Genomic DNA, 26284 nt, shown 5'->3' on the forward strand with positions numbered 1-26284 from the left:
CGAAGACGCAGCGCCATCGACGAAAGCTTCGTTCCGAAACGAAATGGTGGCCCTTTCGGACGCTGCTACAGGCTTTCCCTTAGCCGCATTATATCCGGATCGGATTTTGTTCCCGGCGATCGTTTGCGTTCGAGGGTGAAGGTCGTGTTCCATGACCGCGGATATGCGCCTTGGCGCGTCTCATCGCAGTTACCAAGTATGGTTCGCCCCTTACCAAACTCGCCTCAGAGGTTATCCTAAGGCTTTCTACTTACTCGATAGTTCTGATCGAGGCCGCCTCATCATCGAAGGTGTAGTCGGGCAGCGAATGGAACGCCTTGCGCAAGGCTTCGCTCCAGCTGGAAGAGATCGATTTGAAGTAGGGATCGCTCGCCAGGATGCGCTTCTGGTGCAACGGTTCGAACCGATCCCGCTCGATCACCATCAGGTCGAGCGGCAGCCCGACCGACAGGTTCGCGGCCAGCGTCGAATCGAAGCTGACCATCATCAGCTTGACCGCGTTCTCGAAGCTCATCCCCGGATCGTAGCCGCGCAGCAGGATAGGGCGGCCGTACTTGGTCTCGCCAATCTGGAAGAAGGGCGTGTCGAAGCTGGCCTCGATGAAGTTGCCTTCGGGATAGATCAGGAACAGCCGCGGCTCCATGTCGCGGATCTGCCCGGCGACGATCATCGAGGCGGTGAAGCGCGGCCCTTCGGACTGCATGCCCGAATCCTGCCGCCCTTCGATCACGTCGCGCAGCAGGCGGCCGACCTGGGTGGCCACCTGGAACATGGTGGGCGCCTCGAGGATGGACGGGCGCCGTTCGCTGGGTGCCTTGTTGCGTTCTTCGAGCTGGCTGATCACGGCCTGCGTGGTGGCGAGGTTGCCGGCGGTCATGATCGTGATGATGCGTTCGCCCGGCACCTGCCAGGAATGCATCTTGCGGAACACCGAGATGTTGTCGACGCCCGAGTTGGTGCGGGTGTCGCTCATCAGGACGAGGCCCTTGTCGAGCACCATGCCCACGCAATACGTCATTGTCTTCCCCGGCTTTCCCCTGTCGCCGATCGTCCGACAGGGGCCGCTGAGTCAACCCGGCCCCTGCGCTTTGTCACCGATCGGTCTTACTGTTCCACACGCTGCTGCTGCACCGCAAGCCTGACGTGCATCGTCTCGTCGCTGCTGCCCACGCGTATGCCGGTAACCGGGGCCGCATCGCGATAGTCCGCGCCCGAGGCGACGCGGACGTAGCGCGCATCGGGGCAGATGCGGTTGGAGATGTCGAAACCGACCCAGCCCAGCCCTTCCACCTCGGCTTCGGCCCAGGCGTGCCCGGCATCCTGATCGATGCGATCGTCCATCAGCAGGTAGCCCGAGACATAGCGCGCCGGCACGCCGATCGCGCGCGCGGCGGCGATGAACACGTGGGCGTGGTCCTGGCACACGCCGTGCCCTGCGGCGAGCACTGCCTCGGCCGTGCTCGCGGCGTCGGTATGGCCGAGTTCATAGGTCACCGCGTCGGCCACGAGATCGGACAGCGCATGGAGCCGGGCCAGCATGTCGGCGCCCGGCGCAAGCCGCGCGACCAGCGCGCGCACCTTGGGCCCGACCTGGGTGAGCGGAGTCGGCTCAAGGAAGTGCCAGCGCGGCAGGTAGCCCGCCGTGCGCCCGACGATGCCCGACTGGTCGGACGTTTCGACGACCCCTTCGCAGCGGATCGAGACTTCGCGCGTGCCCGGCTCGAAGCTGATCAGGGTGACGCGGTTGGCGTTGTGATCGTCGTATTCGAGCTGGACGCGCGCGCCTTCGAAATGGACCGCCCATTCGATCACGCTCTGGCCCTGGCTGTTGCGCGGGGTCAGGCGCAGCCGCTGCAACCCGTTCTGGATGCCGGGCGAAAAATGGTAGTGCGTGGTGTGCTCGATGGCGATGCGCATGGCGGCCTTCCCCCCGTGGCCTATTCTGTGAACCGGTAATCGCGCTGGATCTGCGCGCCAAGGCGGCTGTTCGTGGCGATGAAATCGCCGATGAACTGGTGCAGGCCCTGTTCGAAGATCGATTCAATGGTGATGCCCTGCAGCCGCGCGGCGGCGGCGTTGAGGATATCGTGCGCCGGCGTGTGCGCGCCGTATTCCCGAGCCAGATGCGCAAGGTTGGATTGCAGCTTGCCATAGCAGAACGCCAGGCTGCGCGGGAAACGCCCGTCGAGGATCAGGAATTCGGCAATGCCGCGCGCTTCCATCCGGCCGGCGTTGAGCCAGCGATAGGCGCGTTCCCCGGCGAGCGAGCGCAGCACGTTCTCCCACTGCACGTTGTCGAGGCTGGAGCCCACATAGGACAGCGAGGGCAGGAGCACGTAGTACTTCACGTCGAGGATGCGCGCGGTGTTGTCGGCGCGTTCGATGAAGGTGCCCATGCGCGCGAAGTTGTAGATGTCGTTGCGCAGCATGGTGCCTTCCATCGCGCCGCGTACTTCGGTCGACTGGCGGCGGATGGTGTCGATGACGAGGCCGAGCCGCGCATCCGTCACCGGGCGGGCGAGCAGTTCCTTGAGCCGCATCCAGCTTTCGTTGACGGTCTCCCACACCTCGCGCGTGATGCCGGTGCGGACCATGCGCGCATTCTGCCGCGCGCCTTCCACCATGGCGAGGACGTTGCCGGGATTGTCCTTGTCGCGCAGCACGAAGTTGAACACCTGCGGGCCTGCGTAATCGAGCCCGAACTTCGCCTCGTACGCGCCCTGCAAGCCCAGCGTGACGATCACCGAGCGCCATTCGTCCTGCGCATCGCGGGTATCGCGGGTGAGCGCCATGCGGAAACCGGCCTCGATCAGGCGCGCGGTGTTCTCCGCCCGTTCGAGGTAGCGGAACAGCCAGAAAATGCCGTTTGCGGATCTGCCTAGCATCGCGTGTCCTTGGGCATGCCCTCGAGATTGTATTCCGCCATCAGTCGTCCAGAACCCAGCTGTCCTTGGTGCCGCCGCCCTGCGAGGAGTTGACCACCAGCGACCCCTTCTTGAGCGCAACGCGGGTAAGCCCGCCCGGCGTGATGTCGATCCCGTTGGGGCTGACCAGCACGAATGGCCGCAAGTCCACGTGGCGCGGGGCGAGCCCGGCCTTGGTCAGGATCGGCACGGTCGAGAGCGAGAGCGTGGGCTGCGCGATGTAGTTGTCGGGCCGCGCCCGCAGCTTGATCTCGAAGGCGGCGATCTCCTTCTTCGAGGAGGTCGGGCCGATCAGCATGCCATAACCGCCCGAGCCGTGGACTTCCTTGACGACAAGGTCGGCCAGGTTGTCGAGCACGTACTTCAGGGCGTCCGGCTCGCTGCAGCGCCAGGTCGGCACGTTCTTAAGGATCGGCTTCTCGCCGGTGTAGAATTCGACGATTTCGGGCATGAAGCTGTAGATCGCCTTGTCATCGGCGATGCCGGTGCCCGGCGCGTTGGCGATGGTCACCCCGCCCGCGCGGTAGACGTCCATGATCCCGGCGACGCCGAGCACGCTCGACGGATTGAAGCTCAACGGATCGAGATATTCGTCATCGACCCGGCGGTAGATCACGTCGATCGGCTGCCAGCCGCGCGTGGTGCGCATGGCGATGCGCCCGTTCTCCACGCGCAGGTCGCTGCCTTCGACCAGTTCCGCGCCCATCTGGTCTGCCAGGAAGGCGTGTTCGAAGTAGGCCGAATTGTAGATGCCGGGCGTGAGCACCGCGACCACCGGCTTGTGCCCGCGGGCGGCAGGCGGCGCGCAGGCGGCAAGGCTGCGCGCGAGGCGCCGGGGATAGTCCGAAACCTCGCGCACCCGGACGCGGGTGAACAGTTCGGGGAACATCGCCATCATCGTTTCGCGGTTTTCGAGCATGTACGACACGCCGCTGGGCGTGCGTGCATTGTCCTCGAGCACCATGAACTCGTCCTCGTCGGTGCGGACAAGGTCGATGCCGACGATGTGGGTGTAGACGCCGCCCGGCGGGGTGAAGCCCGCCATCTGCGCCAGGAACGCCTCGTTCCCCTTAAGCAGGCGTGCCGGCAGGCGGCCCGAACGCACGATTTCCTGCCGGTGGTAGAGATCGTGGAGGAAGGCGTTGAGCGCGCGCACGCGCTGTTCGATCCCGCGCGAAAGCTTGCGCCACTGGTGCGCGGTGATGATCCGCGGCACCATGTCGAACGGGATCAGCCGTTCTTCGGCATCTTCGTTGCCATAGACGTTGAAGGTGATCCCGGTCCGGCGAAAGAACGCTTCCGCTTCGCTGCCCTTGCGGCGCAGGAGATCGGGGGGCTGCTCCTCGAACCATTGGCGGTAACCGGCATAGGCAGGGCGAACCGCCCCATCGGCATCAACCATCTCGTCATAGGACGAGGGTGAGGAGTTGTTCATAGGCGCATCCCGTCTTCGGACCCAAGCTTGCATAGGATCCGACGGCCCGCAAGCGCCGATGCTGCACCTGCGAAATATTTTACGATCGGGTTACGCCGCCGCGCCGTGAAGGTCCGCCAGCAGCGCCAGCAGCGTGCGCGCAACGTCGGGGTGGCCGGCGAACCCCAGGTGCGTACAGCGCAGCGCGATGGCGCGGTCGCGCTCGCCCTTGCGCCCGCAGGCCGATCGCGGCGCGACGATGCCGTCGCGCGCACTCCACAGTGCCACCGTCGGTACCGGGGGCTTTGCGGCAAAGGCATGCCCGACCGGCGGGGCATCGACGCTGTGCCCTGCGATCGCCTGATAGGCACGCCAGGCATTGTTGGCGCGCCGATCACCCGAAAAAGGCGAGCCCATCGTGACGACCATCGCCACCGCTTCGGGGTGGCGATGCGCGATTTCGCGGGCGAACAGGCCGCCAAGGCTCCAGCCGACCAGCACCAGCGGTTCGCCTTCCTTGCGCGCCATCGTCACCACGCGCTCGGCCAGCCGTTCGAACCCTTCCTCGGTCGGCCCGAAGTTGAAGCCCAGCCCCCAGTCCGAGACGCGGTGGCCGGCCGCTTCGAGCGCCACGCGCAGGCTCTTCATCCGCACCGGATGCGTGCCGAAGCCGGGCAGCAGCATGACCGGACGCGAAGGCGCGGCGGCGTCGGACCCCGGCCCCGGCACGGGTTCGACATGCCGCCGCGCGGCGCGGTGCGCCTGCCACAGCTCGACAGGGGTACGCAGCTCGGCCAGCAGCCGCGCCATGTGCGGGCCCCGCGCCGCGGTCGGGCGCGGCTCGAACGCCAGGGCGCTGCGGCGCGCGGCCTCTTCCCGGAACGCGGTCAGCCGCTCGCCCAGCGCGTGCCAGTCGAACGCCGTTTTCCGGGAAAGGGTCTGTTGCTGCGCCGATGCCATGATCGCTCCGCTGGTAGGTCCGCTTCGCCCACAACGCCAGATTCGCCCGAGTGTTTCATATTTGTGTCAAGAATCACACCGGACCGGTGACGATGTAGACCGGCTGGCCATCGACCTTCGCCGGAGTGGCGCTGCCGGCGCGGCAATTGCCCATCCAGTCGCACACTTGCGCCCCGCGTGGGACGGCACGGCTCGATGTCCCGGCATAATCCCACACCACGTCGATCGTGGTGCCGCCGCGCACGAAGCGATAGCCGCGCTGCGTCGGCAGAAGGCCGCTCAACGGACCGCGGGTGGTGGTGCCGTCGAGCAGCCGGGTCATTGCGGCATAGGCCGGCACGCTCATCTTGGGCGCGATGCGGTCGGTGCCGAAGGCGAGCCTGTCGTTGAGGTTCCAGTAGAAGCCGTGGGTCTGCACGTCCTTCGATCGCGGCCCGCCCGGCCCCCAGAAATCGGCGACGTAGAACGCAGTGTCGACGCTGGCGCCTTCGCCCAGCATGATCAGCGTGACGCGGATGTTCTCGCGCGCCTGCCCGCGATTGCCGCTGCGGCTGGTTTCCGAGCCGTGCTCGGTGCCGACAAGGCCGATGGGATGGCCGCCGCTCCTTTCCGCCGCAGCGATCTGCGTGCGCAGGTGTTCGGCAAGGCCGTGGGTTTCGGGCGGATCGCCCGGCGAATAGGGATGGATCGAATAGGCATCGATGTAGCGCCCAAGGCCGCCCGCCCACAGCCCGCGCAACTGATCGTCATAGTTGGACGATGGAAACAGCGTCGGCCCCGCCACCACCGCATCGGGATCGGCCGCGTGGATCGCATCGTAGGTCAGGCGGAAGTATTCGATCAGGTCTTCGTTCGTTCCGCCGAAGCACCAGCCCTGCCCCGGCTCCCACGCCATCTGGTAGATGCGCTTGTGCATCGTCGGGTAATCGTGCGCAAAGGCCCTTGCCAGCGCCGCGGCATAGACGGGAAGCGCCGCCTTGCCCTGCGCGTTGAGCCGGCCATAGGTCTTGCAGATCTTGCCGCCGGTGCCGGGCACAAGCGCCCAGTCGGGCACGCCCGAACCCATCGCCGCCGCGATCGGATACATCGCCCACGGCTTGCCCTGCCACGACGGGGCCATGTCCTGGTCCAGGCCCTTTGGCCAAGGCTTGTTGCCGTTGCGCGCACGCTCGCTGTCCCAGGCTTTGGCGAAGTCACCCGGGGCCTTCTCCTCCATCCAGTGCCACTGCACGCGATCGAGGTAATAGCGCAGGCCCAGCAGCGGCACGATCTGCGCCTTGGAACTGAACCCGCCCTGCATCGCAAAGTGCGAAAGATCAGGGCCATAGTCGGTGCGCCCGGCCGGATCGGGCACAACGGCATAGCTGGTGATGCCGGCGGGCCGCGTGCCTTCGGCCGCGATGGCCGTGCCATCGGCAAGCCGCGCGGCGACCTCGTAATATCCCAGCCGTCCGTGCGGCGCATCGAGCGCGACCTGCGCGGCGCCGGTCGCATCGGCGGTGACCTTCACCGACTTGCTCAGGACCGTGACCTGCCGGTCGTCGGTGATCGTCACGGCAAGCGTCGTCGCCGCCCCCGGCTTCATTCCCGTGACCGCAAATCGCAGCGAGACAGGCTGTCCCGGCGTGAACGTGCTGATCGACGGATTGCTGGTCGTCGCCCGCAATTGCACCCCTACGGGCGCGGCAGCGGAGGGACCGGCAGGCGGCGGCGCAGCCTGAACAGCCTGTCCGGCGAGCGCGAGCGGCAGGGCAGCGGACGACAGGGAAAACAGCATTCGCATCTGGAGCATGGCAGTTCCTTCAGGCGCTTGGCAGGTCCCACTGTTCAAGGGGCAATGGTCTTGCCCGGCATTGCAGAACGCAAGCTGAACACCCATACTCGAAGGCATGGCCGAACTCGTCATCCGCCGCGGGCTCGAAGAGCCCGACACTTCCGGCACCTTCGTCCCCCACAAGCCGCAGCGGCCCGAGAAATCGGACGGCGGGCGGCCGTTCAAGGTCGTTTCCGACTACCAGCCGGCGGGCGACCAGCCGACCGCCATTGCCGATCTGGTGGAGTCCGCGCTCGGCGGCGAGAAGACGCAAGTGCTGCTCGGCGTCACCGGCTCGGGTAAGACCTTCACCATGGCCAAGGTGATCGAGGAACTGCAGCGCCCGGCGCTGATCCTTGCCCCCAACAAGATCCTCGCCGCGCAGCTCTATGGCGAGATGAAGAGCTTCTTTCCCGAGAATGCGGTCGAGTATTTCGTCTCGTACTACGACTACTACCAGCCCGAAGCCTACGTACCCCGCTCGGACACCTACATCGAGAAGGAATCCTCGACCAACGAGGCGATCGACCGGATGCGCCACTCGGCCACCCGCGCGCTGCTCGAACGCGACGACGTGATCATCGTCGCCTCGGTCTCGTGCATCTACGGCATCGGCTCGGTCGAAACCTACTCGGCGATGATCTTCGACCTCAAGGTCGGCACCAGCGTCGACCAGGGCGAGATCATCCGCAAGCTCGTCGCGCTGCAGTACAAGCGCAACGACGCCGCCTTCCAGCGCGGCACGTTTCGCGTGCGCGGCGACAACCTCGAAATCTTCCCCTCGCACTACGACGACACCGCCTGGCGCGTGAGCTTCTTCGGTGACGAGATCGAGAGCATCGTCGAATTCGATCCGCTGACCGGCAAGGCGGGCACGAAGCTGGAAAACGTGCGCGTCTACGCCAATTCGCACTATGTCACCCCCGGCCCGACGATGAAGCAGGCGGCAGAAGCGATCCGCTTCGAACTGACCGAACGGCTGAAGGAGCTGACCGAGGAAGGGCGCCTGCTCGAAGCCCAGCGGCTGGAACAGCGCACCAACTTCGACCTCGAGATGATCGCCGCCACCGGATCGTGCGCGGGAATCGAGAACTACAGCCGCTTCCTGACCGGCCGCCTGCCCGGCGAGCCGCCACCGACGCTGTTCGAATACCTGCCCGACAACTGCCTGCTGTTCATCGACGAAAGCCACCAGACCGTGCCGCAGGTCGGCGCGATGGCGCGCGGCGACCACCGGCGCAAGCTGACGCTGGCCGAATACGGCTTCCGCCTGCCCAGCTGCATCGACAACCGCCCGCTGCGCTTCAACGAATGGGACGCGATGCGCCCGCAGACGATCGCGGTTTCGGCAACGCCCGCGCAGTGGGAGATGGAGCAGGCGGGCGGCGTGTTCGCCGAACAGGTGATCCGCCCCACCGGCCTGATCGACCCGCCGGTCCTCATCCGCCCGGTCGAGGACCAGGTGCAGGACTGCATCAACGAATGCCGCGAAACCGCGGCCAAGGGCTATCGCACGCTCGTCACCACGCTGACCAAGCGCATGGCCGAGGACCTGACCGAGTTCATGCACGAAGCAAGCTTGAAGGTCCGCTACATGCATTCGGACGTCGAGACGCTGGAGCGCATCGAACTGATCCGCGACCTGCGCCTTGGCGTCTATGACGTGCTGGTCGGCATCAACCTGCTGCGCGAAGGGCTCGACATTCCCGAATGCGGCCTCGTCTGCATCCTCGATGCCGACAAGGAAGGCTTCCTGCGCAGCGAAACCTCGCTGATCCAGACCATCGGCCGTGCCGCGCGCAACGTCGACGGGCGCGTGATTCTCTATGCCGACCGCATGACAGGCAGCATGGAGCGCGCCATCGCCGAAACCGACCGCCGCCGCGCCAAGCAGCAGGAATACAACGAACTCCACGGCATCACGCCGCAGACGATCAAGCGCAACATCCACGACATCGTCGCCGACACCGCCAGCCGCGACGGCGTGCTGGTCGACATCGATGCCGAAGGCAGCAACAACCTCGTCGGACACAACCTGCGCGCCTACATCGAGGAGCTCGAACGCAAGATGCGCGCCGCCGCCGCCGACCTCGAATTCGAGGAAGCCGGCCGCCTGCGCGACGAGATCCGCAAGCTCGAAGCAACGGAGCTGGGCCTGCCAGAGGACGAGCGCAAGGCGCCGATCGTCGGCCGCAGCAACGAAGGCAAGCCGGGGACCAGGAAGACGCGGTTTGGGAAGAGCCAGAAGACGAAGTGGGGGAAGTAGGCTGTCAATAGGGTGGAAGATGCGATGAGTTTTGCACAGCGGCGTAACGCGCATCGTACTATACTGTAGCGCACCGCGAAAAAGCACGATTAATAGATGGCTGCCCAAACGGAACTGCAGCCATGCTCGCCTCATTTGCCGACAAGGAAACCGAACTCGTCTGGTCGGGAAGGCGCAGCCGCAAGCTGCCGTCGGAAATTCAGCAGCGGGCCCTTGCCAAGCTTGCCATGCTGGACGCGGCCGCCGATCTCGACGACTTGCGCAACCCGCCGAGCAACCGCCTGCACGAACTCCAGCGGGATCGCGCGGGCCAACATTCCATTTCCATTAACATGCAATGGCGCATATGTTTCGTCTGGAAGGACGGAAACGCCCACGATGTCGAAATCGCCGACTACCACTGAGATGGACGAATTGCACAACCCCCATGCGGGCGAACTGCTCGCTTCGGAGTTTCTCGAGCCACTGGCGCTCGCCCCGTCCGAACTCGCATCCGCGATCGGCGTCGATGTCACGCGCTTGCTTGATGTAATCGAAGGGCGCGCTCGCATCGACGGCGAACTCGATCTTCGCCTCGCACGGTATTTCCGGATGAGCGAGGGCTTCTTCTTGCGCCTTCAGGACCAGTTCGAACTGCGCGAAGCCAAGCGCAACCTGCACGACGACCTCGACCGGATCGTGCCCCGCGCCGCCTGACCGCCCATGAAGATCGCATATCCCATCGCCCTCGCCGCGCTTGCCCTCGCCGGCTGCTCCAGGTCTTCAGCCCTGCCCGCGCCCGACAACGCGCCGGTCGATGCCGTGCGCCTTGCCATGCCGCAGAGCGACGGCGCCGGATTTTCCGCGATCGATCCCAAGGCCAAGGGTAGCTGGATCGCTGCGCCCGATGGCGCTTCGGCAACGTTCGGCTATGCCGGGCAGCCGCCCTTGCTGACCGTCGCCTGCCGGTCGGGCCTGCTGATGGTCACGCGCCATTCGCCCGCCGAAGTCGGGGCGCAGGCGCTGTTTGCGTTGCAGGGCGGCGGGCGCATCCTGCGGCTTCCGGTCGATGCGACCGCCATCCCCGGTCAGCGCGGCTATATCTGGCAGGGCTCGCTTGCCCCCGGCGATCCGGGCGCGGCGGTGTTTCAGAGCGCCTTCAACGGCACCCTGCCCGGCGGCGGGATGATCAAGGTCACCGCGGGTGAACCGATGCGCGAGGTGCTGCGCCGGTGCAAGGCCAACCCGGCTGCCGCCGCGCCGGTCACGCCCCTTGGCGGGACCGACGCACCGGCTTCCGAATAAGTCAGAGCTTGCCGAACTTCGCTTCGTAGGCGCCGGTATCGCCGCCTGCGAGCAGCGTCGCCTGTTCGATCCAGGCATCGCGTTTGGGGCGGCCGGCGAACGCCCCCAGTTGCGCGTCGATCGCGGCCAGGTCCGCCTCGCTCCACGCGGCGATCTGGGCAAAGCGGGTGACGCCCAGTTCCTTCAATCGCGCGTTGAGCTTGGGGCCCACGCCCTTGATCCGGGTAAGGTCGTCGGCGCTGCCCGCCTCCGCGGGTGCGGCGGCAGGTGCAGCAGCGACCACCGGGGCGGCTTCCACTTCCTCTTGCGCTTCGTGCGCCACCACTTCGGCTACGCCCGCCATGATCCCGGCGGCGGGCGCCGGAACGATCGGGGGTACGATCGGTGGGATGGCGGCGGCTGGGGGCGCATCGATCAGCGCGTTGTTGCGCTGCGCGGGGCCTGCGCCTTCGGACAGCACGTCGCGATATTCGCGTCTGGCGGGCGCCGGCTTCTTGCGTCCCCACAACAGCCAGGCCACCAGCAGCACCAGCACGACCAGTGCGGTCACGGCAATCCAGTTGGCTTCGATCATCTGCAGCATGCCAGCACGCCCTTTGATTAAACTTGAAAGCGCGCCTTAGCCCACGCGCTGCTTGCGGAACAACAGCCGGTCTTCCGGGCCGAACCCGAAGCGCCAGATGACGAAGCCATAGACGCCCAGGATCGCCGGGATGCCGACCGAAAGTTCGAGCCATTCGGGCAGCAGCTTGGCGGCAAAACCGACCAGCGCGGCGGGCGCTGCCGCCCAGATCAGCGGCCAGCGCAAATTGGTGATCCGCGCGCCGAGAATGCGGCCGAGCAGCTTCGACTTGATCAGCGACGACAGCGCGAGCCCGACCGCGAGCGCGAAAGCCGCAGCCTCTGCCTGCTGCAGCGGATTGGCGTGGGCGCGGCGGGCCAGCAGCATCAGCGCAACCGTCAGCACGCCCTGCGTCGCGATCGCGCCGATGCTGATCCACAGGTTGCGCATGCGCGCCATGTAGATCAGGGCCGCCTCGCTCACCACGGCGGGCGCGGCGACCACTTCGGCGGTCAGCAGCAGCGCCAGCGCGCCGGTGCCGGCAACGAAGTTGGGGCCGACCAGCCCCATCACGCCCCGGCCCGGAATGCCCAGCGCCAGCGCGATTCCCGCCTGCGCCGCGGTGATCCAGAAGCCCACCTGACACACCTGCTGCGCGATCGCGGCGTAGTTGCCTTCCTTCAGGTTGCGCGTGATCACCGGGCCCAGGATCGGCTCGAAACTGGTCTTGAGCTTCTGCGGCAGCGTAGCAACCTGTTGCGCGGCGTAGTAGATGCCGACCGCCGCCGGAGAGGTGAAGAAGCCGAGCAGCGCGATGTCGAGCTTCCGCGTGCCCCATTCGATCATGTCCGCCCCGGCAAGCGGCGCTGAGGTCAAGGCAAGCCGCGCCAGCCGCGTCGGGCTGGGCGACCAGCGCTGCGGCGCGCCGTAGCTGCGCACCAGTGGCACGCAGGCGACGATCAGCGCGGCCACCTTGGAGATGATGTAGGCAAGCGCAAGCCCGGCCTGCGGCAGCACGAACAGGAAGCCGACCGCCGCCAGCGTCTGTGCCCAGGGTTCGACCAGCGAACGCGCCCGCACGGTGGCGCCCACGTTGTAGCGATAGGCGAGCGCCGCCAGCGCCACGTCGGTCAGCGTGTTGGCGATCAGCGCGAACGGCAGCAGGCGGTCAAACGCGTTGAATTCGCCACTGGGGAACATCGGCGCAGGGACCGCATAAAGCAGCACGGCGGCGAGCAGGGAGACGACCAGCGACAGCGTCATCGCATCGGCCACGCTGTGCGCGGCATCGCGCGTATCGTTGGCCAGCCGCTGGGCAAGGCCGCGCCGCTGGCCAAGGCTGCAGACCTGGCTCACCAGTTCGACGATGACGAGAGCCGAGGCATAGCGCCCCAGCGCTTCTACCCCATAGAACCGGCCGGCGATGAACAGGAACGGCGCGGTGCCGCCCAGCCGCAGCACGAAGCCGAGGAAGTTCGTCCGCCCGCCCTTGGCGAGCGCGGCGATGTCCTGCTGCTCGGGGCTGCGCGAAGGCAAGGCGGCGGCGTCAGCCAAGCAGCGCTTCCGCCCTGAGCGGCCGTGCCAGCAGCTGCGCGACGACCTGATGCGCAGGCGCCTTGCCTTCGAGCAGCAGCGTTACCGCCTCGACGATCGGCATCGATACGCCGCGCGCCCGTGCGATCTCGGCCAGCACCGGCGCGGTGAAGGCGCCTTCGGCCACCGTCGCCCGGTCGGCCAGGATGGCGGCCGCGCTCGCGCCTTCGCCCAGCGCCTTGCCCAGCGAGAAGTTGCGGCTGGACGTGGAGGAACAGGTCAGCACAAGGTCTCCCAACCCCGAAAGACCCGAAAGCGTTTCCGCTTGTGCCCCCATGGCAAGACCGAAGCGCTGCATTTCGGCAAAGCCCCGGCTGATCAGCGCGGCGCGGGCGTTCTGGCCCAGCCGCAGGCCTTCGACCACGCCGCAGGCGATCGCGAGCACGTTCTTGACCGCGCCGCCGATCTCGGCCCCGGCAACGTCGTCGGAGTAATAAGGGCGGAAGGTCGGCCGCGCGATCGCCGCCGAAAGCCTGCGCCATTGCGCTTCGCCGCCGGCGCAGGCGAGCGTTACCGCGGTCGGAAGCCCCGCCGCGACTTCGTGCGCGAACGTCGGACCGGACAGCACGGCAAGGCTGGCGCCGGGGGCCGCATCGCGCGCCACGTCGGCCATCAGACGCCCGGTGCCCGCCTCGATGCCTTTCGAGCAAAGCACCAGATCGCCATCGCCGCGACGACCGATACCCGAAAGCACCGCGCCAAGGTGCTGCGCCGGCGTCACCATCAGCAGCACCGGCACTTGGGCCAGGTCGGCCAGGTTGCCCGTGGCGCGAATGGTCGGGTGAAGTTCGGCCGATGGCAGGAACAGGCCGTTGCGCCGCTCTTCGTTGATCTGCGCCACCAGTTCGCTCTCGCGTACCCAGAGCAGCACCTCGCGCCCGTCGCTGGCGAGCATCTGCGCCAGCGCGGTGCCCCAGGCGCCCGCACCGACAACGCCCACCGTGGCGAAATTGCCCTCGCTCATCCCTTCACCCCTGCGCCGCGTACTGGCGCGGCATTGGCATCGAGCGGCCAGCGCGGGCGCGCCGCCACGTCGAGCGCGTCGCTATAACCCATCGCGAAGCGTTCCGCCCCCGCCCAGCCGATCATCGCCGCATTATCTGTGCAAAGCTTGGGCGGTGGCGCGACCAGCGGCAGGCCCGCGCCCGACGCCAGCTCCTCCAGCGCCCCGCGCAGCGCGGCATTGGCGGCGACCCCGCCCGCCACTACTAGCGCGGTCACCGGCCCGCAGGCGCCAAGCGCGATCCGCGTTCGGTCGATCACGCAATCGAGCGCGGCCTGCTGGAACGAGGCGGCGATGTCGGCATCGCGATGCGTGCCCGCCTGTTTGGCGCGCATCACCGCGCTCTTGAGCCCTGCGAACGAGAAGTGCGGTTCGCCGCTGCCCACCAGCGGGCGCGGCAATGGCACGGCCTTGGCATCGCCCTCGCGCGCCAGCCGTTCGACCGCCGGGCCACCGGGATAGCCGAGGCCCAGGATCTTGGCGGTCTTGTCGAACGCTTCGCCCAGCGCATCGTCGATCGTGGTGGCGAGCCGGCGATAATCGCCAAGACCGCGCACTTCCAGGATCTGGCAGTGCCCGCCCGAGACCAGCAGCAGCAGGTAGGGATAGGCGAGCGAGGGTTCTGCAAGGCGCGGGGAAAGCGCGTGCCCTTCCAGATGGTTGATCGCGATCAGCGGCTTGTCGGCTGCCATCGCCAGCGCCTTGCCGGTGACGAGGCCGACCATCACCCCGCCGATCAGGCCGGGGCCTGCCGTCGCGGCGATCGCGTCCATGTCGTCCAGCGTCAGCCCGGCATCGGCCAGCACCTGCCCGATCATCGGGCCCAGCACCTCGACATGCGCGCGGGCCGCGATTTCGGGCACCACGCCGCCATAGGGGCGGTGCATTTCGTCCTGCGAGGCGATCCGCTGCGCGACGATGCGCGCGGCGAGCGTTTCGCCGTTGCTGTCGATCACCGCGGCGGCGGTTTCGTCGCAGGAGGATTCGATGCCGAGGATCAGTGCCATGGGAGCGCTTCCCCTTAGAGATAATCGGCGTTACGGCAACCGGGCATGAACGCCCCGAACTTGCATACCGCTGCGCCAGGCTCCGCGCCCGCCCCCGCGCCGGACCGTCCGCTCAGGCTCGGCACGCGCCGCTCGCCGCTCGCCATGGCACAGGCCGAGGAAGCGCGCGACCGGCTCTGCGCCGCGCACGGCTGGGACCAGTCGCTGGTCGAGCTGGTGCCCGTGACCGCCAGCGGCGACAAGGTGCAGGACCGCCCGCTCGCCGAAGTCGGCGGCAAGGCGCTGTGGACCAAGGAGCTCGACGCCTGGCTGCATTCGGGCGAGATCGATTTCGCGGTCCATTCGATGAAGGACGTCGAAACGATCCGGCCCGACACGCTGACCATCGCCGCCGTTCTGCCGCGCGCCGACGTGCGCGACGTGCTGGTCGGCGCAGCGACCGTTGCAGCGATCCCGCCCGGTGCGCGCGTCGGCACCAGCGCCCCGCGCCGCGCCGCGCAGATGCTCCACGCCCGGCCGGATCTTTCGGTCGTATCGTTCCGCGGCAATGTCGCGACGCGCCTTGCCAAGCTGCAGGCGGGCGAAGCCGACGTCACCCTGCTCGCCGCCGCGGGCCTTCAGCGCCTTGGCGAAACCGGCGTCGGCCATCCGCTCGGCGAGGACGAATGGCTGCCCGCCCCGGCGCAGGGCGCGATCGGCATCGAATGCCTGACCGAACGCACCGAGGTGCGCCAATGGCTCGCCGCGATCGACCATGCGCCCAGCCACGCCGCGATCCGCGCCGAGCGCGCGCTGCTGCTGGCGCTCGGCGGCAATTGCCACAGCCCGATCGCGGTGTTGAGCCGGATCGAGGGCGACACGCTCAGCCTGCGTGCCGCGCTCTACAGCCCTGACGGAGCCGAGCGGGTCGAAGCAAGCGCCCGCTTTGCGCCCGACGATGCCGCAGCCCCCGCGGCGCTTGCCGAGGTACTGCTGGCACAGGCGCCCGAGGCGATCACCGTCCATTTCTCCGGCCCGGCCAAGGACTGAACCGCCCGATGCGCCCGCTGGTCGTGCTGCGGCCCGAACCGGGCAACACCGCGACGGCCGAGGCGGCGCGCGCGCTGGAGCTGATCGTCCACGCGCATCCGCTGTTCGCGATGGCGCCGGTGCCATGGGTTGTTCCGCCTGCATCCGAATTCGACGCCATCCTCGCCGGAAGTGCCGCGCTGTTCCGGCTGGGTGGCGCCGGGCTCGATGCGCTGCGCAGCCTTCCGGTCCATGCCGTGGGGGAGACGACCGCTGCAGTGGCGCAAGGGTCGGGCTTCGCGATCGCGGGCATTGGCGAAGGCGGAATGGAGCCGCTCGTCGCGCAGCTTCCACCGGGCCGCTACTTGCGCATTGCCGGCGAACGCCACGTGCCGTTGATGCCGCCCCCGGGGGTAGAGGTCGACACCCGGGTGGTCTACGCCGCGCGCGGCCTGCCGCTGCCGCCAGCACTGGCCGCCACGCTGGCCGAAGGCGCGGTCGTGGCGCTCCATTCGGGCGAAGCCGCGGGCCACTTTGCCGCCGAATGTGTGCGGCTGAAACTATCGCGCGAACGGGTTTCGCTCGCCTGCCTGGCGTCCCGAATCGCAACAAAGGCGGGCGAAGGCTGGCAAAGCGTTGAAATCGCTGGCGCCAGAACCGATCAGGCCTTGCTGGCGCTCGCCGCACAAATGTGCCAGACAGTGTGACCCTAGGGCCACCAACAAGAAAAAAGGCGCATGCAGGACACGACTTATCCCGAACCGGGCCCGTCCCGGGCGGCAAGCCGGGGACGCGGCAACCGCGCAGTGGTGGCCGTTCTGGTGTTGATCATGCTGCTGGGCGTGCTCGCCGCGGCAACCTGGCTCGGCTGGCGTGAAGGCTGGCTCCACCTCTCGCTCGATGGCAAGCCCGCCGCCACGGCCAGCGCGGTGCCGGTCCAGAACACCCAGCTGATAGCCGACCGCGTCGCCACCGAAGCCGCGCTGGCCGGTGCTGCAGCCAAGGTTTCGGCGCTGGAACAGCGCCTCGCGGAATTGAACCAGCAAGCCATCGCCGCTTCGGGCCAGGCGACCCATGCCGAAGCGCTGCTGCTGGCAGTCGCCGCCCGTCGCGCGGTCGAACGCGGCGCGCCGCTCGGCTATCTCGAAAACCAGCTGCGCCTGCGCTTTGGCCAAAGCCAGCCCGGCGCGGTCGACCGCCTGCTGATGGCCAGCCAGAAGCCCGTCACGCTCACCTCGCTCGATGAAGAATTCGAACGCATCGCCCCGCGCCTTGCCGGTGGCCGTCAGGACGAAGGCAACTGGGACTGGCTCAAGCGCCAGATCGGCTCGCTCGTCGTCATCCGCCACGACGATTCGCCCTCGCCCACGCCCGAAAGCCGGATCGAACGGGCACGCTATGCCATTGCCGGCGGCCGCATCGACGCTGCCATCGCCGAAGTCGAACGCATGCCCGGCCGCGATGTCGCGGTCGACTGGCTGTCGCACGCCCGCGATTGGGTCATGACCCAGCGCGCGCTCGACCAGCTCGAAACCTCGGCGCTCACCCTGCCCGATCCGGTGCAGGTGGCAACGCCCGCCGCGACCTCCATGCCGGGCCCAAGCGCGTCAGCCAGCGCGGCGGCGACGCCGGCACCGGCCGCGCAGGCCAGCACCGCGCCTTAAAACACCCGGCGTCAGGCCTGCAGCAGCGCGGGCAGCTTCCCGCTCATCCCCCGCGCCTCGTCCATGAAGAAGCGCTTGAGCGTGGGGCTGCGCTGCACGCCGGCCATGCCGAAGCGGCGGATCGCCGAAGGAATCCGCCCCGGCAGGCCGAACAGTCGTGTCAGCACGTCGGTGGCGCCCGCCACCATGAACGTATCGAGCGCGCGCCAGCGTTCATAGCGGGCCAGCAGCTGCGCATCGCCGGGCTCCAGCCCCAGCCGCGCGCCTTCGGCCAGCACTTCGACCAGCGCCGCCACGTCGCGCAGGCCCACGTTGAGGCCCTGCCCCGCGATCGGGTGCATCCCGTGCGCGGCATCGCCGACCAAGGCCAGCCGGTCGGACACGACCTTGGCAGTGTGGTGGAAATTGAGCGGATAGGACGTGCGCGGGCTGGCCAACTCGATCTTGCCGAAGATCCCGTCCATCCGCCGCGCGACTTCGGACAGGAACGCGCCCTCGGGCAGGGCGAGCACGCCGGCCGCATCCTTTTCCGCCACCGTCCAGACCAGGGCCGAACGATGACGCCCGTCCTCATCGAGCAGCGGCAGCAGCGCGAACGGCCCCGCCGGATAGAAGATTTCCCACGCGACGTTGTCGTGCGGCTTTTCGTGCCACAGCCCGCTGATGATCGCGCGATGGCCATAGTCCCAGCGCGCCGGGGTGAAGCCCGCCTCGTCGCGGGTGGGCGATTGCCGACCTTCGGCGCCGACCAGCAGGCTGCCGGCCAGCACCCGCCCGTCGCTCAGCGTCACCGTCACCCCGTGAGGCCCCCGCTCCCGGCTGGCGACACGGGCGTTGGTGATGAAGGTGATCGCCTCTTCACGCGCGGCGGCGGCGTACATCGCGATGCGCAAGTCGCGATTGGCGTACATCCGCCCCAGCGAGCCTTCGTCGGCGTTGGGGCGGAAATCGATCCGCCCCGGCTTCATCGCGTCGGTCACCGCGATCGCGTCGATCGGGCAGCCCTTGTCGACCAGATCGCCCGCCATGCCGAGATTGACGTAGAGGTTCCAGCTCGCGGTCGAGATCGCCGAGGCGCGGCCGTCGAACCCTTGCGCCGTCTGCGCCGCCGGGTCCGAACTGTCGACCACCACGCTGGTCAGCCCCTGCTTGGCAAGCCCGATCGCCAGCGTCATGCCGACGAGGCCACCGCCAAGGATGACCACGTCTGCCCGGGCATTGGGTCCGCGGGCCGAAACTTCGCCGTTAACGTCGCTCAATTGGTTGCTCCACACGTGGTGCCGGGGCCGGCATCGAGATCGAGGCATCGTCCATCGAAAGTGCCCGCCGGTTCCTTGAGCGCGATCAATGCGGCAAGGCTGGGGGCGATGTCCACCGTCTCTACCGCGCTCGGCTGTTCGAACGGGGTCATCCCGGCGCGCCAGAACAGGATCGGCACGCGGCGGTCATAGTCCCAGGCCGAGCCGTGCGTCGCCACGATTCCCGGCATCGGGCGCACGATCGGCACCACCCCGCGCTTCAGGATCACCACCAGATCGCCCGAACGCGGCGCATAGAAAGAGGCGCGCGCGCGGTCGAGCAGGCTCCACGTATCGGGCGTGCCGGTGGGCATCGGCGCCGCGGCAAGCTCGCTCGCGGTGAACACCGCCTGCACCTGCGGCTGCGACAGGAACACCGCCTTGGCCGCGTCGATCACCTTTGTCTTCTGATCGGCCGGCACCGCCTTGTTGATCCAGAAGTCGCCGAACGCGCCATCGCCCAGGATCAGGTCCTTGGGCTCCATCCCGAGCTTCGCGCCGACAACGGCCGAAACCTGATCGGGCAGCAGCGCGGGCGCGGCGCGCTCGGCGCTCGGCAGCGCCTGTTCGCGCAGGCGTTCGGGAAGGTCGAACCCGCCATGGTCGGCGGTCAGCACCACGGCATAATCGATGTGGCGGTCATCCAGCGCCTTGAAGAAATCGCCCAGCGCCAGGTCGAGCTGCTGCATCTGGATGCACATCTCGGCGCCTTCGGTGCCCGTGGCATGGCCGACATAGTCGGTGGCCGAAAGGCTCACCGCCAGCATGTCGGGCGTCGCCCCCTTGCCCAGCTTCATGCTGTCCACCAGTTCGGTCGCCAGGTCGAGCGTCGCGCGGTCGAGCCGGGGCGAGGCGCGGAAGGCGTTGGCATCGTTCGGCGCCAGCGCGAAGTGGCCGGTGCCCACGGTAAAGCCGCTCGCCGTCGGTGCAGGCGCGGCCGTGGCGAGCGAGTTGGCAATGCCGATCCCGCCGCTGGCCGGCGCGCCGCCGCCCAGCGCGATCGCGTGGTCGTGCGGGCCGCACCATGCGGGCATGGTCATCGCTGGTGCACCCTGCGCCAGCACGCTTTCAAGGCTCTTGTTCTCGGCCACGGCCTCGGGCCCCAGCGTGCGGCCATCGAGCGTGGTGAAGCCCTTGCCCTTCCACCAATAGACCTGATCGATCACGTGCCCGCCCATCATCAGCGCGGCGCGATCCTTGCCCGAAACGGCGACGTTGCGGCTCGTCGGCCACTGGCGCTTGATCATCTCGCCCAGCGTCGGCACCAGCAGATGATCGACCGAGGCGACATAGTCCTTCGGGTCCGCCGCCTGCTTGGTTTCATCCTCGGCGCAGTAGATCGCCTTCTTCGGTCGCGCCGCCGACTGGTCGATCCAGGTGTTGGCGATGATCCCGGTGTGCGCTGGCCGCATGCCGGTCAGGATCGTCGAATGGCCGGGGCAAGTCTCGGTCGCGGCGTGGCTCTGGTAGCCCGCAGGGAACACCATGCCGCCTGCCAGACGCCCCAGCCCCGCCACGAAGTGGCTGCGATACTGTGCGAACAGATCGGCAGAGAACTGGTCCACCGAAATCGCCACCAGCAGGCGCGGCGCGCCCTTCACCGGCCCCGCTGGCTGCACCTGCGGGCGCGGCTGGCTGGTGCCGGGACCGGCCTTGGCCGGCGCGGCAGGCTTGGCGTTTGCAGCCATCGGCAGCATCGCGGCGGCGAGAAGAAGCAGGGCTTTGGAGCGGATCAGGGGCCGGATCATCTGGGACGTGTTCCTATGGGTCATGCACTATGGGCTGCACTGGACTCAGGTACAATGCGCCCTTAAGCGCGGGGTTTGGCCCCGCCAGCCCAATGGCGCAAGGGGCCGCGCCAGCCGGAAGGGCCAGATCGTCCATGCGCGCCAGCACTTTAGCCGCGAATGTGACCGCACGGTTGCTTGCGGTCGTTCTTTCGCTCGTTGCAGCGCTCAGCCTGCCCGCTTCGGCGCAGGCGAACCACATCGCCGCCTCGCTCGTCGCCGAAAAGCCGGGCGCGCCGGGGGGTGAGGTCATGCTGGCGATCGCCATGCAGCCCGAACAGGGCTGGCATGGCTACTGGGTCAACCCGGGCGATGCCGGCCTCGGCCTCACGCTCGACTGGACTCTGCCTAAGGGCGCCAAGGCGGGCGACCTGCAATATCCCGTGCCGCAGACGCTGCTCGTTCAGGGGCTGATGAATCACGTCTACGAACACGCCTATGCCGTGCTCGTGCCGCTGACCCTGCCGGCGGACGCAAAGCCGGGCACCACCCTGCCGATCAGCGCCAAGGCGCAATGGCTCGCCTGCACCGAAGCAATCTGCGTACCCGAACAGGCCACGCTGCAAGGCACCGTTGTGGTCGGCGAAGGCGCTTCCGATCCGCGCTTTTCGGCCTGGCGCGCCGCCCTGCCCGCCCCGCTCGATCGCGCCGGCACCTTCGCCAGCACGGCCAAGGGGATCAGCCTCGCCATCCCCTTCCCTGCCTCCGCCACGCTCGAAAATCCGCACTTCTTCATCGCCGGCGATGGCCTGATCGATTACGCCGCGCCGCAGGCCTTCCGCCGCAAGGGCGACCTGCTGATCGTCGACATGGCCCGCGCCAAGGTGCCGAGCGCCGAACAGCCGACGATGGTTTCGGGCGTGCTCTCGCTGGGCCAGGCACGCGGCGGCATCGCGCTCACCGCCAACACAGGGCCCGTGCCCGATGGCGGCACCCCGCTTGCCGGAAGCGCCGCGCCCGCCTTCTCCGCCGCCGCGCTGATCGCCGCCGTGCTCGGCGCGCTCGCCGGCGGGCTGATCCTCAACGTGATGCCCTGCGTCTTCCCGATCCTCAGCCTCAAGGCGCTGGCGCTGGCACGCGGCAATTCCGCCCACGCCCGCAGCGAAGGCCTCGCCTACACCGCCGGCGTCGTCCTCGCCTGCCTCGCACTGGGCGCGGCGATGCTCGCCCTGCGTGCGGCGGGCGAACAGGTCGGCTGGGCGTTCCAGCTGCAGGACCCGCGCGTCGTCGCCGTGCTGCTGCTTCTCGCAGCGGCGATCACTGCCAACTTCGCCGGCCTCTTCGAACTGCCCGGCCTCTCGGTCGAGCGCGGCTCGGGCCCAATGGGCGCGTTCGGCACCGGGCTGCTTGCGGCCTTCGTCGCAACGCCGTGCACCGGGCCGTTCATGGCCGCGGCGATGGGCGCGGCGCTGCTGCTGCCGACGTGGGCCGCGCTCGCCGTCTTTGCCGCGCTCGGCCTCGGTCTAGCCTTGCCGTTCCTCGCGCTCGGCTTCATCCCGCCCTTGCGCCGCCTTCTACCCAAGCCCGGCGGCTGGATGGAAAAGTTCCGCCGCTTCATGGCCGTGCCGATGGGCCTGACCGCGCTGGCATTGGGCTGGCTCGCCTGGCGCGTCGGCGGGCCGACCTTCCTCGCCGTGCTGGCCGGAACGGCCGTGCTGCTGCTGGGCGCGCTCGCTGCCGTCGGCGTCACGCAGCGCAAGGGCAAACCCGTGGCCCTGCTCTTCGCCATCGCCGCCGTGATCGCGATCGGCGGCGTCGTGGGCCTGCCGCCCGCCAGGCCCGCCGCCGCGCAAGAGGCGAGCCTGCTCGCTGCCCAGCCTTTCAGCGAGGAAGCGCTCGCCAAGGCGCGCGCTTCGGGCAAGCCGGTCTTCGTCTACTTCACCGCCGACTGGTGCCTGTCGTGCAAGGTCAACGAAAGCACCTCGATCGAGCGCGAGGCCACCCGCGACGCCTTCGCCAAGGCGGGCGTCGTCGTCCTCGTCGGCGACTGGACCCGCCGCGACGAAGCGATCACCCGCTTCCTCACCGCGCAAGGCGTCGCGGGCGTGCCGCTCTATCTGTGGTATCCGGCGAACGGCGAGCCGCAGAAACTGCCGCAAGTGCTGACGCCCGAAACGCTGCCGGGGCTGGCGGCGGGGAAGTAGAGGACCAGGAAAGGCAGTCCTTCGACAAGCTCAGGACAGGCGGGATGAGGACAAAACCTCCTCCAATCCCGTCCGCCCTGAGCCTGTCGAAGGGCTGTTCTTGTTCTCTCCGGCCTACAGGCTCTGCCCGTCGTCCACCGTAATGTGCGAACCGGTCACGTATTCCGACGCGTCCGAGGCGAAGAACAGCATTGGATCGTCGAGCGCGCTGATGTCGGTCAGGCGGCGGCGCGGCCAGCTGGCGATCTGCTTGGCGCCGCCTTCGCTGTCGAACCATTCGCCGTCGATCTCGGTGCGGATGTAGCCCGGCTGCACGGTGTTGACGTTGATGCCCAGCCGCGCCCATTCGCGGGCGAACTGGCGGCCCAGATGCACCACGCCGGCCTTGCTCGCGGCATAGGCGGCATCGCCCTGGCCGGTCATCTCGGCCGTGATCGATCCGGTCAGGATGATCCGCCCGCGCCGGCTTTCCTTCGATCCCGCCTTGATCATCCGCCGCGCGCCTTCGCGCGCGGTCAGCCACACGCCGTTGAAGTTGGTGTCGACCACGCGGCGCATCGCGTCCGCCGGAAGATCGACCGAGCGCCCCGCCTCGGCTATGCCGGCGTTGGCGACCACCACGTCGGGCGCGCCGAACGCGGCTTCGGCGGCATCGAAAGCTGCGATGATCGAGGTTTCGTCGGTGACGTCCATCGACACGGCAAGGCAGCGCCCGCCCGCGGCCTCGATCTCTGCCGCAAGGCTGGCGATCCGCTCGGCGCGCCGCGCGCCGATCACCACCGCCGCGCCCGCCGCCGCGAACAGACGCGCAAACCGCGCGCCAAGGCCCGAGGATGCGCCCGTGATCAGCGCCACGCGGCCTTCGAGCGAATAGCGGGGCTTGTCCATCATCTCTCTCCCATCACCGAACGATTAAGCGGGCGCTTAACAGACCTGTGAACAAGGTCGAGTCCGATTTTGAAGAGGCGCGGAGAAAGGAAAGGCGATCCTTCGACAGGCTCGGAATACGCGGCGAATGGGCCAAACCTCCGAACCCCGCTGCCCTGAGCTTGTCGAAGGGCCGCCCTTACTCTTCCCGGCAAGGCGCAAGGCTCAAGAACAAGAACGGTCCTTCGACAGGTTCAGGACATGCGGGGGAAAAGGAACGGTCCCCCAACCCGCCGGCCCTGAGCCTGTCGAAGGGCAGCCCTCTTCTTCCGGGCACTACGCAAGACAGAAGTCAAAACTTGTTGTCCCTTGGAAAACCATTGGGCGGCAACCGCCCGGCCGCACCGCGCGCCACCTTCCACGGCAGCAGGTCCTTTTCCACCCGCACGCGCCCGCTTTCGCCGCCCATCGTCCAGGTAAGGCCATCCTCGAACTTCAGCGTGACGAGGTCGGCCATCCCCCCGTCCTTGTAGCGCTGCAGCGTCACCCCCTGCCCCTTGCCGAGGATCGGCACTTCGGACAGTGCGAAGATCACCAGCTTGCGGTTGTCGCCGATCACCGCGACGTGGTCGTGCTCGGGCGCGATTTCGCGCACGTGGGTCAGCTTCACCCCCGGCTTGGTCGAAACCACGCCGCGCCCCTTTCGCGTTTCGGCGAGCAGTTCGTCCATTTCCGCCGTGAAGCCACGGCCTGTGTTGCTGGCGAGCAGCAGCTGGCCCTTGGCCTTCCACGGCAGAATGGCGACGATGTGCGCTTCGGGATCGATGTCGACCATCGTGCGGATCGGTTCGCCAAAGCCGCGCGCGCCGGGCAGCTTGTCGGCGCCCAGCGTGTAGAACCGCCCGTTGTCCGCTGCCACCAGCAGCTTGTCGGTGGTCTGCGCATGGAGCGCGAAGGCCGGGCCATCGCCTTCCTTGAACTTGAAGTCGCTGTCGAGCGGCACATGACCCTTGGCCGCGCGGATCCAGCCCTTGGCGGACAGGATCACCGTCACCGGCTCCTTCTCGATCATCGCGTCCATGTTGAACTCGCGCGTCGGCGCGGCCTCGGCAATCGTGGTGCGACGGCGGCCGAGCGCGGTCTCCGGCCCGTATTCCTTGCGCAGCGCGCGCAAGTCGGCCTTGAGCCGCCGCTTCTGAAGCTTCGGATCGTCGAGCAGGGCCTGCAAGTCGGCCTGCTCGGCCAGCAGTTCGTCGCGCTCCTTGCGCAGCTCCATTTCCTCGAGCTTGCGCAAAGACCGCAGCCGCATGTTGAGGATCGCCTCGGCCTGCCGGTCGGTCAGGCCGAACTCGGCCATCATCACCGGCTTGGGCTCGTCCTCAGTGCGGATGATCTCGATGATCCGGTCGAGGTTGAGGAAGGCGATGATGTAGCCTTCAAGCAGCTCCAGCCGCGCGGCGATCTTCTCCAGCCGGTGGCGCGACCGGCGCAGCAGGATGTCGATCTGGCTGATCACCCATTCCTGCAGCAGCAGCTTCAGCCCCAGCACGCCGGGCGTGCGGTGCGCGTCGAGCACGTTGAGGTTGAGGCCGAACCGCGTTTCCAGATCGGTCAGGCGATAGAGCGATTCCTTGAGCAGCTCGGGATCGACGTTGCGGCTCTTGGGCACCAGCACGATGCGGATCTGTTCGTCCGATTCATCGCGCACGTCTTCCAGGATCGGCAGCTTCTTGTCGGCGATCAGCGCGGCGATCTGTTCGATCAGCTTGCTCTTCTGCACCATGTAGGGGATTTCGCTGACCACGAGCTGCCATTGCCCGCTGCCCAGCTTTTCGATCCCCGTCTCTTCCCAGCTGCCGCCTTCTCCCTTTCCGGTGGAGAACCGTCCGCGCACCCGGATCGCGCCGCGCCCGGTTTCATAGGCGGCGGAGATCACCGCCGGGCTGTCCACCACCACGCCGCCGGTCGGCAGGTCCGGCCCATGGAACACCTGCATCAGCTGGGCATGTTCGACGGCGGGATTGTCGATCAGCAGCAGCGTCGCATCGACGATCTCGGCCACGTTGTGGCTGGGAATGTTGGTCGCCATGCCCACCGCGATCCCGCTGGCCCCGTTGGCGAGCAGGTTGGGGAACAGCCCCGGAAAGATTTCCGGCTCCTCGTCCTCGCCGTTGTAGGTCGGAACGAAATTGACGGTGCCTTCGTCGAGCCCCGCCATCAGCTGCATCGCGGTGCGCGTCAGCCGCGCCTCGGTGTAGCGGTAGGCGGCGGCGTTATCGCCGTCGACGTTGCCGAAGTTGCCTTGGCCCTCGACCAGCGGGTAGCGCAGCGACCAGTCCTGGGCGAGGCGCACCATCGCATCGTAGACCGAGGCATCGCCGTGCGGGTGGTACTTGCCGATCACGTCGCCCACCACGCGCGCCGATTTCTTGAACGCGTCGGTGGGGTTGAGCTTCAATTGCCGCATCGCCCACAGCAGGCGGCGGTGCACCGGCTTCAGCCCGTCGCGCAGGTCGGGCAGCGACCGCGCCGTGATCGTCGAAAGGGCGTAGACGAGGTAGCGCTCGGAAAGCGCGGAATCGAACGGCGCATCGACGATGGCGTCGAAGGGATCGGGCTCTGACGTGGTGCTGGCCATAGACGGAACGTCTTAGCAACGAGTTGGTCCGTGGGGAACTGAGGAACTGTCC

At 67.9% G+C, this 26284-nt stretch carries 22 protein-coding genes; 8 read left to right on the top strand and 14 right to left on the bottom strand.

Annotation, left to right across the window (positions count from 1 at the left end; all coding sequences use genetic code 11):
* Nucleotides 1–250: 250 nt before the first annotated feature.
* From HHL27_RS09480 to HHL27_RS09505, 6 genes are all read right to left on the bottom strand, one after another.
* The gene (locus tag HHL27_RS09480) at nt 251–1018 is read right to left on the bottom strand and encodes a proteasome-type protease (RefSeq protein WP_169493156.1); all 768 of its coding nucleotides are present in this window, start codon (nt 1016–1018) and stop codon (nt 251–253) included.
* 86 nt (nt 1019–1104) lie between these two features.
* Entirely contained in the window at nt 1105–1917 is an 813-nt protein-coding gene (locus HHL27_RS09485) for a transglutaminase family protein (protein ID WP_169493157.1), read from the bottom strand.
* Between the two features lie 20 nt (nt 1918–1937).
* The gene (locus HHL27_RS09490) at nt 1938–2885 is read right to left on the bottom strand and encodes an alpha-E domain-containing protein (RefSeq protein WP_169493158.1); all 948 of its coding nucleotides are present in this window, start codon (nt 2883–2885) and stop codon (nt 1938–1940) included.
* Between the two features lie 40 nt (nt 2886–2925).
* Entirely contained in the window at nt 2926–4359 is a 1434-nt protein-coding gene (locus HHL27_RS09495; RefSeq protein ID WP_169493159.1) for a circularly permuted type 2 ATP-grasp protein, read from the bottom strand.
* A 90-nt stretch (nt 4360–4449) separates the two neighbouring features.
* Nucleotides 4450–5298, bottom strand: coding sequence for an alpha/beta hydrolase family protein (locus HHL27_RS09500; RefSeq protein WP_169493160.1), 849 nt, complete (start codon nt 5296–5298; stop codon nt 4450–4452).
* Between the two features lie 73 nt (nt 5299–5371).
* Nucleotides 5372–7090, bottom strand: a complete 1719-nt coding sequence (locus HHL27_RS09505) for a hypothetical protein (RefSeq protein ID WP_169493161.1) — start codon at nt 7088–7090, stop codon at nt 5372–5374.
* A 97-nt stretch (nt 7091–7187) separates the two neighbouring features.
* Between HHL27_RS09505 and uvrB the strand changes: the two genes are divergently transcribed.
* The 4 genes from uvrB to HHL27_RS09525 all read left to right on the top strand — a co-directional run bounded on the left by uvrB (nt 7188) and on the right by HHL27_RS09525 (nt 10661).
* A complete protein-coding gene (gene uvrB / locus HHL27_RS09510; RefSeq protein ID WP_169493162.1) occupies nt 7188–9377 on the top strand; it encodes an excinuclease ABC subunit UvrB in 2190 nt (729 codons plus the stop codon).
* 122 nt (nt 9378–9499) lie between these two features.
* Nucleotides 9500–9781, top strand: a complete 282-nt coding sequence (locus HHL27_RS09515; protein WP_169493163.1) for a type II toxin-antitoxin system RelE/ParE family toxin — start codon at nt 9500–9502, stop codon at nt 9779–9781.
* Nucleotides 9756–10073 (top strand): HigA family addiction module antitoxin, encoded by a 318-nt coding sequence (locus tag HHL27_RS09520; RefSeq protein ID WP_169493164.1) that lies wholly within the window; start codon nt 9756–9758, stop codon nt 10071–10073. Before HHL27_RS09515 ends, HHL27_RS09520 begins: the two co-directional genes overlap by 26 nt.
* A gap of 6 nt (nt 10074–10079) precedes the next feature.
* A complete protein-coding gene (locus tag HHL27_RS09525; RefSeq protein ID WP_169493165.1) occupies nt 10080–10661 on the top strand; it encodes a hypothetical protein in 582 nt (193 codons plus the stop codon).
* A gap of 1 nt (nt 10662) precedes the next feature.
* Here the strand turns inward: HHL27_RS09525 and HHL27_RS09530 are convergent, their stop codons facing one another.
* The 4 genes from HHL27_RS09530 to tsaD are packed head-to-tail and all read right to left on the bottom strand — an operon-like array spanning nt 10663 to nt 14826.
* Nucleotides 10663–11244, bottom strand: coding sequence for a hypothetical protein (locus HHL27_RS09530; RefSeq protein WP_169493166.1), 582 nt, complete (start codon nt 11242–11244; stop codon nt 10663–10665).
* Nucleotides 11245–11280: 36 nt separating this feature from the next.
* On the bottom strand, nt 11281–12777 hold the full coding sequence (locus tag HHL27_RS09535) for a lipopolysaccharide biosynthesis protein (RefSeq protein ID WP_206069486.1): 1497 nt from the start codon (nt 12775–12777) through the stop codon (nt 11281–11283).
* Nucleotides 12770–13780 (bottom strand): NAD(P)H-dependent glycerol-3-phosphate dehydrogenase, encoded by a 1011-nt coding sequence (locus HHL27_RS09540; protein ID WP_169493167.1) that lies wholly within the window; start codon nt 13778–13780, stop codon nt 12770–12772. Before HHL27_RS09540 ends, HHL27_RS09535 begins: the two co-directional genes overlap by 8 nt.
* A complete protein-coding gene (gene tsaD, locus HHL27_RS09545; protein WP_169493168.1) occupies nt 13777–14826 on the bottom strand; it encodes a tRNA (adenosine(37)-N6)-threonylcarbamoyltransferase complex transferase subunit TsaD in 1050 nt (349 codons plus the stop codon). The genes HHL27_RS09540 and tsaD overlap by 4 nt, the downstream gene beginning before the upstream one ends.
* Before the next feature lie 45 nt (nt 14827–14871).
* Between tsaD and hemC the strand changes: the two genes are divergently transcribed.
* Genes hemC through HHL27_RS09560 form a run of 3 tightly spaced genes read left to right on the top strand, consistent with a single transcriptional unit; the run spans nt 14872 to nt 17498 of the window.
* Nucleotides 14872–15855 (top strand): hydroxymethylbilane synthase, encoded by a 984-nt coding sequence (gene hemC, locus HHL27_RS09550; RefSeq protein WP_169493169.1) that lies wholly within the window; start codon nt 14872–14874, stop codon nt 15853–15855.
* Between the two features lie 8 nt (nt 15856–15863).
* Entirely contained in the window at nt 15864–16541 is a 678-nt protein-coding gene (locus HHL27_RS09555; protein WP_169493170.1) for a uroporphyrinogen-III synthase, read from the top strand.
* 30 nt (nt 16542–16571) lie between these two features.
* A complete protein-coding gene (locus tag HHL27_RS09560; RefSeq protein WP_169493171.1) occupies nt 16572–17498 on the top strand; it encodes an MICOS complex subunit MIC60 in 927 nt (308 codons plus the stop codon).
* A gap of 11 nt (nt 17499–17509) precedes the next feature.
* Here the strand turns inward: HHL27_RS09560 and HHL27_RS09565 are convergent, their stop codons facing one another.
* On the bottom strand, nt 17510–18757 hold the full coding sequence (locus HHL27_RS09565) for an FAD-dependent monooxygenase (protein WP_277350562.1): 1248 nt from the start codon (nt 18755–18757) through the stop codon (nt 17510–17512).
* Nucleotides 18754–20544, bottom strand: coding sequence for an alkaline phosphatase family protein (locus HHL27_RS09570; protein ID WP_169493173.1), 1791 nt, complete (start codon nt 20542–20544; stop codon nt 18754–18756). The genes HHL27_RS09565 and HHL27_RS09570 overlap by 4 nt, the downstream gene beginning before the upstream one ends.
* A gap of 134 nt (nt 20545–20678) precedes the next feature.
* On the opposite strand from HHL27_RS09570, the gene HHL27_RS09575 reads away from it, so the two are divergent.
* The gene (locus HHL27_RS09575) at nt 20679–22727 is read left to right on the top strand and encodes a protein-disulfide reductase DsbD family protein (protein ID WP_169493174.1); all 2049 of its coding nucleotides are present in this window, start codon (nt 20679–20681) and stop codon (nt 22725–22727) included.
* Between the two features lie 114 nt (nt 22728–22841).
* Here the strand turns inward: HHL27_RS09575 and HHL27_RS09580 are convergent, their stop codons facing one another.
* Both HHL27_RS09580 and parC read right to left on the bottom strand, forming a co-directional pair.
* On the bottom strand, nt 22842–23615 hold the full coding sequence (locus HHL27_RS09580) for an SDR family NAD(P)-dependent oxidoreductase (protein ID WP_169493175.1): 774 nt from the start codon (nt 23613–23615) through the stop codon (nt 22842–22844).
* A gap of 331 nt (nt 23616–23946) precedes the next feature.
* The gene (parC, locus tag HHL27_RS09585) at nt 23947–26232 is read right to left on the bottom strand and encodes a DNA topoisomerase IV subunit A (protein WP_169493176.1); all 2286 of its coding nucleotides are present in this window, start codon (nt 26230–26232) and stop codon (nt 23947–23949) included.
* Nucleotides 26233–26284: the final 52 nt, after the last annotated feature.

Origin of the sequence: Novosphingobium olei, from assembly GCF_012927405.1 — a bacterium.
GTDB lineage: Bacteria > Pseudomonadota > Alphaproteobacteria > Sphingomonadales > Sphingomonadaceae > Novosphingobium > Novosphingobium olei.

Coding starts and splice junctions, on each gene's coding strand:
- HHL27_RS09530 (WP_169493166.1), bottom strand. CDS start 11,244: ATGCTGCAGATGATCGAAGCCAACTGGATTGCCGTGACCGCACTGGTC.
- HHL27_RS09520 (WP_169493164.1), top strand. CDS start 9,756: ATGTCGAAATCGCCGACTACCACTGAGATGGACGAATTGCACAACCCC.
- HHL27_RS09555 (WP_169493170.1), top strand. CDS start 15,864: ATGCGCCCGCTGGTCGTGCTGCGGCCCGAACCGGGCAACACCGCGACG.
- HHL27_RS09480 (WP_169493156.1), bottom strand. CDS start 1,018: ATGACGTATTGCGTGGGCATGGTGCTCGACAAGGGCCTCGTCCTGATG.
- HHL27_RS09570 (WP_169493173.1), bottom strand. CDS start 20,544: ATGATCCGGCCCCTGATCCGCTCCAAAGCCCTGCTTCTTCTCGCCGCC.
- parC (WP_169493176.1), bottom strand. CDS start 26,232: ATGGCCAGCACCACGTCAGAGCCCGATCCCTTCGACGCCATCGTCGAT.
- HHL27_RS09540 (WP_169493167.1), bottom strand. CDS start 13,780: ATGAGCGAGGGCAATTTCGCCACGGTGGGCGTTGTCGGTGCGGGCGCC.
- HHL27_RS09580 (WP_169493175.1), bottom strand. CDS start 23,615: ATGGACAAGCCCCGCTATTCGCTCGAAGGCCGCGTGGCGCTGATCACG.
- hemC (WP_169493169.1), top strand. CDS start 14,872: ATGAACGCCCCGAACTTGCATACCGCTGCGCCAGGCTCCGCGCCCGCC.
- HHL27_RS09575 (WP_169493174.1), top strand. CDS start 20,679: ATGCGCGCCAGCACTTTAGCCGCGAATGTGACCGCACGGTTGCTTGCG.
- HHL27_RS09505 (WP_169493161.1), bottom strand. CDS start 7,090: ATGCTCCAGATGCGAATGCTGTTTTCCCTGTCGTCCGCTGCCCTGCCG.
- HHL27_RS09515 (WP_169493163.1), top strand. CDS start 9,500: ATGCTCGCCTCATTTGCCGACAAGGAAACCGAACTCGTCTGGTCGGGA.
- uvrB (WP_169493162.1), top strand. CDS start 7,188: ATGGCCGAACTCGTCATCCGCCGCGGGCTCGAAGAGCCCGACACTTCC.
- HHL27_RS09500 (WP_169493160.1), bottom strand. CDS start 5,298: ATGGCATCGGCGCAGCAACAGACCCTTTCCCGGAAAACGGCGTTCGAC.
- HHL27_RS09560 (WP_169493171.1), top strand. CDS start 16,572: ATGCAGGACACGACTTATCCCGAACCGGGCCCGTCCCGGGCGGCAAGC.
- HHL27_RS09485 (WP_169493157.1), bottom strand. CDS start 1,917: ATGCGCATCGCCATCGAGCACACCACGCACTACCATTTTTCGCCCGGC.
- HHL27_RS09495 (WP_169493159.1), bottom strand. CDS start 4,359: ATGAACAACTCCTCACCCTCGTCCTATGACGAGATGGTTGATGCCGAT.
- HHL27_RS09490 (WP_169493158.1), bottom strand. CDS start 2,885: ATGCTAGGCAGATCCGCAAACGGCATTTTCTGGCTGTTCCGCTACCTC.
- HHL27_RS09525 (WP_169493165.1), top strand. CDS start 10,080: ATGAAGATCGCATATCCCATCGCCCTCGCCGCGCTTGCCCTCGCCGGC.
- tsaD (WP_169493168.1), bottom strand. CDS start 14,826: ATGGCACTGATCCTCGGCATCGAATCCTCCTGCGACGAAACCGCCGCC.